Origin of the sequence: Pseudomonas protegens (assembly GCF_003732485.1) — a bacterium.
Lineage (GTDB): Bacteria > Pseudomonadota > Gammaproteobacteria > Pseudomonadales > Pseudomonadaceae > Aquipseudomonas > Aquipseudomonas protegens_B.
On record NZ_MOAK01000073.1, the window covers coordinates 29,319 to 37,702 of the forward strand.

Annotated in this window: 10 protein-coding genes; all 10 read right to left on the minus strand. The window is 62.8% G+C overall.

Features of this window, described 5'->3' with window-relative positions:
- Positions 1-41: 41 nt before the first annotated feature.
- Entirely contained in the window at positions 42-443 is a 402-nt protein-coding gene (locus BLX41_RS18355; RefSeq protein WP_047305876.1) for a DMT family transporter, read from the minus strand.
- A gap of 31 nt (positions 444-474) precedes the next feature.
- Entirely contained in the window at positions 475-849 is a 375-nt protein-coding gene (locus BLX41_RS18360; protein ID WP_115580793.1) for a DMT family transporter, read from the minus strand.
- Positions 846-1,766, minus strand: coding sequence for an arginase family protein (locus BLX41_RS18365; RefSeq protein ID WP_123726038.1), 921 nt, complete (start codon positions 1,764-1,766; stop codon positions 846-848). The genes BLX41_RS18360 and BLX41_RS18365 overlap by 4 nt, the downstream gene beginning before the upstream one ends.
- Before the next feature lie 167 nt (positions 1,767-1,933).
- On the minus strand, positions 1,934-2,263 hold the full coding sequence (locus tag BLX41_RS18370; protein WP_169892259.1) for a GlpM family protein: 330 nt from the start codon (positions 2,261-2,263) through the stop codon (positions 1,934-1,936).
- 26 nt (positions 2,264-2,289) lie between these two features.
- Positions 2,290-3,615, minus strand: a complete 1,326-nt coding sequence (gene aauR, locus BLX41_RS18375) for a two-component response regulator AauR (RefSeq protein ID WP_123726039.1) — start codon at positions 3,613-3,615, stop codon at positions 2,290-2,292.
- Positions 3,612-5,513 carry a two-component sensor histidine kinase AauS gene (gene aauS, locus BLX41_RS18380; protein WP_123726040.1) on the minus strand — a complete coding sequence of 634 codons (1,902 nt, stop codon included), beginning with the start codon at positions 5,511-5,513 and terminating at the stop codon, positions 3,612-3,614. The genes aauR and aauS overlap by 4 nt, the downstream gene beginning before the upstream one ends.
- 133 nt (positions 5,514-5,646) lie before the next feature.
- Positions 5,647-6,381 carry an amino acid ABC transporter ATP-binding protein gene (locus BLX41_RS18385; protein ID WP_123726041.1) on the minus strand — a complete coding sequence of 245 codons (735 nt, stop codon included), beginning with the start codon at positions 6,379-6,381 and terminating at the stop codon, positions 5,647-5,649.
- A complete protein-coding gene (locus tag BLX41_RS18390; protein ID WP_025129635.1) occupies positions 6,378-7,049 on the minus strand; it encodes an amino acid ABC transporter permease in 672 nt (223 codons plus the stop codon). The genes BLX41_RS18385 and BLX41_RS18390 overlap by 4 nt, the downstream gene beginning before the upstream one ends.
- Complete coding sequence (locus BLX41_RS18395; RefSeq protein ID WP_123726042.1) at positions 7,049-7,795, minus strand: amino acid ABC transporter permease; 747 nt, start codon at positions 7,793-7,795, stop codon at positions 7,049-7,051. Before BLX41_RS18395 ends, BLX41_RS18390 begins: the two co-directional genes overlap by 1 nt.
- A 191-nt stretch (positions 7,796-7,986) precedes the next feature.
- The coding region (locus BLX41_RS35675; protein WP_259745001.1) for a transporter substrate-binding domain-containing protein at positions 7,987-8,384 on the minus strand (398 nt) is incomplete at its 5' end.

Here is an 8,384-nt window from a genome sequence, read left to right on the forward strand (position 1 = left end):
CGGCTCCTACACAACATCCCTTCGCTGTAGCAAAGAGGCCCTCAGGCCTCTTCACCCTCGGCCAAGAGGGCAATCCCGCCGATGATCACGAAGACCCCGACCCAGTGCAGCAGGCTGATCTGTTCGCCCAGGCCCAGCCAGGAGCCCAGCAGCACCACGACAAAGACCAGGGAGCTCAAGGGGAAGGCCAGGGACAGGCTGCTGCGACGCAATATCAGCATCCACACGAAAAATGCGCCGATATAGCAGGCAATTGCCAGCAGCACGCCCGGATTGACCGCTACCGCCGCCAGCCATTGCAGGTTGAAATCCATCTGTCCCAGTTGGTCGCCGCCGACCTTGGTGGCGATCTGCCCGGCGCTCTCGAAGCCGATCAGCAGGGCCCAGAGCACGATGGTGCCCAGTCGCTCGTGCAGCCAGCCGTGGGAGGTGTTCGAACTCATGAAACGTTTCCTTCTATTCGTTGAATAAGGCTCAGGTACTGGCCACGCAAACCAGCATCACCCCGGCGGTGATCACCAGCGTGCCCATCCAGCGCCGACGGCTGACGGTCTCGCCCAGCACCACCTTGCCCGCCAGCACCACGCCGCAATAGGCCAGGGCCGCCGCCGGGAACAGCAGGCTCAGCGGGGCTCGGGACAGGGCTTCGAGCCAGACGAAAAACTCGATCACATAGGCGCCGATACCGCACCACAGCAGGGGGGCATTGAACACCTGGCCCCAGAAGGCGTTCAGGCGGAAACCGCCCTCCAGCTCCGGCAGGCGGTCCAGGCCGAGCTTGAAACAGAGCTGGCCGATGACGTCCAGGACAATGGAAAAGGCCACTAGCAGAACAACGGTCAAAGTCACGGGAACAGCTCCTCGAACAGCGAGATCAGGGCTTCATTGGTCACTGAATTGCGCAGCAGGTCGTCCTGGCTCCAGCGCTCGGCCGGAGGCTGGTCGGACTTGGCTTCCCAGCGCTTGAAGGCATTGCTGAAGGCCGGCTTGGCGAATTCGCCGCAGACATCGATGCCGAGAATCCGCTTGCGCGCCGCCAGCTCGCGTACCGCCTGCAGCAAGTGGGTCAGGCGCATGCCGCCCTGGTCCCAGTTGGTGGCGGCGTCCTCGCTGGCCAGCACGTCCTTGTCGATGGTGATCCAGATCGCCTCGGTGGGCAGGCTGTCGATCATCTGGGTCAGGAAGGCTTGCCAGTCCAGATCCGCCAGGTTGCGCCAGTGCAGATGGTTTTCCTGTTGCTGGTGCCCGGCACCGTCACCGACCCGGCCCCAGACCTTGGACGGCGCATGCTGCCAGGGAAACAGCTGCAGCTTGCCGTGCTTCAGGGCACCGAGGTTGCCGCCCCGCAGTTGCGGGTTGTGCAGGTCTTCACTGCAGGGGCCCAGGGTGACGATGCGCTGGATATTCGGCAGCTTCAGCGCTCGATTGACCCAGGAGCCGCAGTGTCGGCGGGGGGCGAAGCGTACCCAGTCCGGGTGATTATCGAAGTGGATCAGGCTGACCGGCTCGGGCAGATCGCTGAGAAATGCCGGGGTCAGGTGGTGATAGTCACCGGAGCCGACAAAGAAGATTTCCGGTTGCGGGCCGCTGTGCCGGGGGCGTTGGCTCAGGCGTTCGCGGAAATGACGGTAGGTGCGTTCGGTGGACCAGAGTCGCAGCTTGGGGCCCAGGTCCAGCAGGTCCAGGCGTCGCGCCTGGCCGCTTTTCAGGCGCCGCACTATGGGCTCCTGAGCGGTCAGGCTGTGGTCGAGATCTAAGATGTTCAAGGTGTTCTTTACCCATGGCAGCGCCCTCCAAAAAACTGCGTGATCAGGCTGAAACGCAGGCTGGGCGGGCTTTACAGGGTAAATGCAAGGGTCGGGCCAGGGTGGCCGGCGACAGACCGCGGCGCTGGCTTCGCGAGCAAGCTCTCTCCTACAGGAAGGGCGGGAGCTCAGGCGTGGAGGCGCACCCAGACGCTGACCAGGATCGTCGCGGCTATCAACCAGGCCACGGCAGCCACTGCCAGGGAGGCTTCCAGGCGCAGGCGGTCGACCATCACATACAGCGTCGCCAGGTAGACGAAGTAGGGAATGATCGACCACATGCCGAACAGGATGGTGGTCTTCAGGTCATCGAGGGAACGGCCCTTGCCGACAATGTAGTGGGCAATCAGGGCAAAGGTCGGGAACAGCGGCACCAGGCCGGCGATGTAGTAGTTCCGGGTCTTGGCCAGGGCCGCCAGAATCACCACCACCGCCGCGCCCAGGGCGGCCTTCAACAATAGATCCATAATGGGTGCGCCTTGGGTTAGTGGTTAAGGCCGTACTTCTTGACCTTGTCGAACAGCGTGGTCTTGGCCATGCCCAGTTCCTGGCTGGCCTGGGTCAGGTTGCCGCCGCTGCGCTGCAAGGCATCGTTCAACAGATTGCGTTCAAAGGCTTCCACCGCTTCGGCGAAACCCAGGCCCTGGGCGCTGCTGCTGCCAGACTTCTTGAACGCCGGCAGGCCGAGGGCAAAGCGTTCGGCGACGTTGCGCAGCTCGCGCACGTTGCCCGGCCAGTCGTGGCTCATGAGGGTCGATAGGGTCTGGTTGTCCAGCTCCGGTACGGCGCGATCGAAACGCAGGGACGACTGCTGCAGGAAGTGCTCGAACAGTTGCAGGATGTCCTCGCGGCGCTCGCGCAGGGGCGGGAGTTCCAGGGTCACCACGTTGAGACGGTAATACAGGTCGCTGCGAAATTCCTTGGCCCGGCTCAGTTCGTCCAGGTCCGACTTGGTGGCAGCGATCACCCGGCAATCCACGGCCACGCTCTGGTTCGAACCGAGGCGCTCCAGGGTCCGCTCCTGCAGCACGCGCAGCAGCTTGATCTGCAGATTGATCGGCATGCTTTCCACTTCATCGAGGAACAGCGTGCCCTGGTGGGCGTGCTCGATCTTGCCGATACGACGTTTGCCGGCACCGGTGAACGCATTGGCCTCATGGCCGAAAATTTCGCTTTCGAAGAGGTTTTCCGGCAGGCCGCCGCAATTCAGGGCGACGAACTGTTGCGGGTGACGGCGGCTGAAGTCGTGCAGGCAGCGGGCGACCAGTTCCTTGCCGGTTCCGGTTTCGCCTTCGATCAGCACGTTGGCCGAAGTATCGGCGACGTTGGCGATCAATTCCCGCAGGTTTTGCATGGCCGGTGAGCGGCCAATGATCCGCCCTTCCAGGGAGCTGCGTTCGGCCAACTGGCGGCGCAGGGAGGTCACTTCCCGGGCCAGTCCCCGTTGTTCCAGGGCGCGGCGGGCCACGTCCACCAGACGCTCGGGAGAGAAGGGTTTCTCCATGAAGTCGTAGGCGCCTTTCTGCATCGCCCCCACGGCCATGGAAATATCACCGTGACCGGTGATCAGCACCACCGGCAGGCTGCGATCCCGAGCCTTGAGTTGAGTCAGCAGTTCCAGGCCATCGATGCCCGGCAGGCGGATATCGCTGACCACGATGCCGGGAAAGTTCTCCCCGACCTGGGCCAGGGCTTCTTCGGCGCTGCCCACGCCGATGCAGGGAATGTCTTCCAGGGCCAGGGCCTGTTGGCAACCCAGCAGGACATGGGGGTCGTCTTCGACGATCAGCACGGTCAGCTCGTTGTTCATATCGGCTCGGCTTGATGGGGGCTTGCCAGGGGCAAGCTGAGGACAAAGGCGGTGCCGCCGCTTGCCGGATGTTCCACCCCCAGGTTGCCGCCGGTGGCGGCGGCGAGGCTGGCGGACAGGGTCAGGCCCAGGCCCAGGCCCTGTTCGCCGGGTTTGGTGGTGAAGAAGGGTTCGAACAGATGCTTGCGCGCCTCAAGATCGATGCCATGGCCGTTGTCGCGGACCCGGAGGCGATACTTGCCGTCGCCGAGCTCGCCTTCCAGCCACAGCTCCGGCGCCGGTTGGGCCTGCATGGCGTCCAGGGCGTTGCCAATCAGGTTGACCAGGATCTGTTCCAGGCGGGTCTGGTCGATCTGCAGGGTCTGCTCGGTGAAGGCCCGGTGCAGTTGCAGGGGCAAGGGTTCGATGCGCGCGTTGAGAAGTTGCAGGGCGGCGTCCACGGCCTTGTCGAGGCTGGCCTGGCCCTGGTCGTCGCCGCGGCGGGCGAAGGCGCGCAGGCTGGCGGTGATGCGGCCCATGCGGTCGATCAGTTCGTTGATGGTCTTGAGGTTGGCGCTGGCGGTGTCCAGGGCGCCGCGCTCGAGGAAACGCACGGTGTTGCCGGAGAGGGTACGCAACGCTGCCAGGGGCTGGTTGAGTTCGTGGGCGATGCTGGTGGACATCTGGCCGATGGCCGCCAGCTTGCCGGCCTGGACCAGTTCGTCCTGGGCTCGGCGCAGGGTTTCTTCGGCCTGGCGGCGTTCGCGGATCTGGCCCTTGAGCCGTTCGTTGCTGGCCCGCAGGTCGGCGGTGCGTTCGGTGATCCGCCGCTCCAGCTGGCTGTTGGCTTCCTGCAGGGCTTCTCGGGCGGCCAGGCGGGTGGCGATGACCTTGCGCCGTTCATTCCAGGCGATCAGCAGGAAGGCCACGAGGGCAAAGGCCACGGCCACCAGGATGCCCTGGTTGATGGCTTCCCGGCGCAGGTCCTGCAGGGGGGTGAGCAGGGTGAAGTTCCATGGGGTGTCGCTCAGCGGCCGGGTCTGGGACAGGTAGCTGATGGCCTTGTCGTCGGACACCAGTTCGGTGTTGGCGGGGAAGGTCAGTTTTTCCACGCCTTCGGCCAGGCGCTCCCGGGCCAGGGGTTCCAGTTCGTTGAGGGGGAACCAGTAGTACTGCAGGCTGCGGGCCAGGCGCTCCTTGGTGTCGTCGCTCAGGGGGCGGACCGACTTGAGCCGCCGCGCTGGATCGCTGGAGAGAATGATGATGCCGTTCTCGTCACTGACGAAGGCTTCCAGGCGGGCCCGTTGCCAACGTTCCTCCAGGGCCTCCAGGCGCACCTTGACCACCGCCACGCCGATGATCTTGCCTTGTTCTTCCAGGCCATGGGCCAGGTAGTAGCCAGGCTCGCCGTTGGTGCTGCCGATGCCGTAGAAGCGTCCGGGCTGGCCACGTACGGCGTTCTGGTAATAGGCGCGGAAGGACAGGTCTTCGCCCAGGTAGCTGTCGACGTCGCGCCAGTTGCTGGTGGCTACCACCCGGCCGGTGGTGTCCATGACATAGATGGCCCGGCTGCGACTGCGGCGGTTCAGGCCTTCGAGGTATTGGTTGACGGTCTGCCGGTGTTCCGGCGAGGGATCGCCCAGCAGCTGGGAAACACTGGATTCCAGTTCCAGCAGGCTCGGCAGATAGGTGTACTTGCTGATTTCACTTTCTACGGCGCGGGCATGCAACTCCAGCTGGCGTTGGCCATTTTCACTGAGGCTGCGGATGCCGTTGTGCTCGTTGATCCAGAACCCGACATAGCCCAGGCCGATCATCAGCAGAATGACCAGGGGCGGCAGGAACAGGTGACGGATCAGACGGGGTTTCACGGCGAGTGATGGCGGCGCGGCGCGATAGAGAGTGGGGTCGCATTTCATCACAGATGCCTTGGGTCAACCACTGCGCAGTGTCTGTAGGAGCCGGCTTGCCGGCGATAAGGGCGGCGCTGACGATAGGGGAGTCAGATGCCGTCCCATCGCAGGCAAGCCGGCGCCTACAGGAACGCGGGTTTTAGTGCTGCAGGATCTTCTCGAGGAAGTGCTGGGCACGTTCGGAGCGAGCGCTGATATCGCCGAAGAACTCTTCTTTCTGGCAGTCTTCGATGATCTGGCCCTTGTCCATGAAGATCACCCGGTTCGCCACTTTGCGGGCAAAGCCCATTTCGTGGGTCACGCACATCATGGTCATGCCTTCGTTGGCCAACTGCACCATCACGTCCAGCACCTCGTTGACCATTTCCGGGTCCAGGGCCGAAGTGGGTTCGTCGAACAGCATGACGATCGGGTCCATGGCCAGGGCGCGGGCGATGGCCACACGCTGTTGCTGGCCGCCGGACAGCTGGCCCGGGTGCTTGTGGGCATGGGCGGCGAGGCCGACCCGATCCAGCAGTTGCAGGCCTTTCTTGGTGGCCTCTTCCTTGCTGCGGCCCAGGACCTTGATCTGCGCGATGGTCAGATTTTCGGTGATGGTCAGGTGCGGGAACAGCTCGAAATGCTGGAACACCATGCCCACGCGGGAACGCAGTTTCGGCAGGTTGGTCTTCGGGTCGGCGATGGAGGTGCCATCGACCACGATGTCGCCTTTCTGGAAGGGTTCCAGGGCGTTGACGCACTTGATCAGGGTGGACTTGCCCGAGCCGGACGGCCCGCAGACCACCACCACTTCACCTTTCTTGACCTCGGTGCTGCAATCGGTCAGCACCTGGAAGTCCCCATACCACTTGTTGATGTTCTTGATAGAGATCATACGGCGAACCTTTTTTGCAGACGCTTGACCAGCAGCGAGGCGGCAAAGCTGATTGTGAAATACACCAGACCGGCAACGATCAGGAATTCATTGGAGCGGCCGATGATGTCGCCGCTGGAGCGCGAGGCGTTGAGGAAGTCCACTAGGCCCACGGTGTACACCAGGGAGGTGTCCTGGAACAGGATGATGCTCTGCTGCAGCAGCAGCGGGGTCATCTTGCGGAACGCCTGGGGCAGGATGATCAGGCGCATGGTCTGGCCGTAGCTCATGCCCAGTGCCTGGGCAGCGCCCATCTGGCCCTTGGGAATGGACTGCACGCCGGCACGGACGATTTCGCAGAAGTACGCCGCTTCGAACATCATGAAGGCCACGATGCAGGAGGTGAACGCACCGATCGGGGTGTCTTCACCTGTGATCCAGCGCAGCACGAACGGCACCGCCAGGTAGAACCAGGTGATTACCAGCAGCAGCGGAATCGAGCGGAAGTAGTTGACGTAGGCACCGGCCAGGTTCGACAGCAGCTTGTTGTGGGACAAGCGCATCAGGGCCAGCAAGGTACCGAGGATGATCCCGCCAACCACGCCCATGACCATCAGCTTGAGGGTCATCAGCATGCCGTTCCACAGGCCGGGAATGGCCGGGATGATGCCCGAGAAGTCGAATTCCATTATTTACCTCCCACGGAGATCAGGCCGGGGACCGATACTTTTTTCTCTACCAGGCGCATCAGCAGCATCAGGCTCATGTTCAAGGTGAAGTAGATCAGGGTAGCCAGGGTGAAGGCTTCGAACAGGTTGGCCGAGAACTCGGCGGTCTGTTTGGTCTGGGCCAGCAGTTCCATCAAGCCGATCAGGGACGCCACGGAGGAGTTCTTGAAGACGTTGAGAAACTCCGAGGTGAGCGGCGGAATGATGATCCGGTAGGCCTGGGGCAGCAGCACGTTCCAGTAGATCTGCGGCAGCGAGAAGCCCATGGCGCGAGCGGCGGATTCCTGGCCCCGCGGCAGCGCCTGGATACCGGTACGCACCTGTTCGCAAACCCGCGCGGCGGTGAACAGGCCCAGGCACACGACAACGCTCAGGTAGGCCGAGGTGGTCGGGTTGAGGTCCTGCTTGTACCACTCCTGGAGGTTGGCCGGCAGCAGGTCCGGTACCAGGAAGTACCAGATGAACAGCTGCACCAGCAGCGGCACGTTACGGAATATCTCCACGTAGACCGTGGCGATGCCCGACACCAGACGGTTCGGTACGGTGCGCATGACACCCAGGATCGAACCCAGCAGCAGCGCGATGATCCAGGCCACCACGGCGATGGCGATGGTCCAGCCCAAGCCGGTGATGAACCAGTCGAGATAGGTCTCGCTGCCCACACCGGTGGACTTGAAGAACACGCCCCAGTCCCAGTTGTAATTCATTAGGGTTACCCCTCAGATCGTTCGATGTACAAGCACCCGCCTGGGGACGTCCGTTCCCGCCTGATCATGACGATCAGGCACACGCGATCGGCTCGACAACCACCGGTTCGAGTGTTTCCAAAAAATGCCAGCAGGTAGTGACAGACTCCTGAAAGGGCAGGGCCCCTTCAGGAGATAAGGTTAGTCAGGAATCAGGACTTTTTGTCGTCAGCCGCTTTGTCGGTCGGGTTGGCGATCAGGGCCTTGAGCTCGTCGCTCATCGGGAACATCAGGTTCAGGCCTTTTGGTGGGATCGGCGATTGGAACCACTTGTCGTAGATCTTGTTGATTTCGCCCGACTTGTAGGTGGCGACGATGGCGTCATCCACGGCTTTCTTGAACGGGGCATCGCCCTTGCGCACCATGCAGCCATAGATTTCGTAGGACTGAGGAGTACCGGTCACGGCCCAGTCGGCAGGCTTCTTGGCCTTGGCCATTTCACCGGCCAGCAGCGCGTCGTCCATCATGAACGCAACGGCGCGGCCCGATTCCAGCATCTGGAACGACTCACCGTGGTCCTTGGCAGAAATCACGTTCATGCCCATCTGCT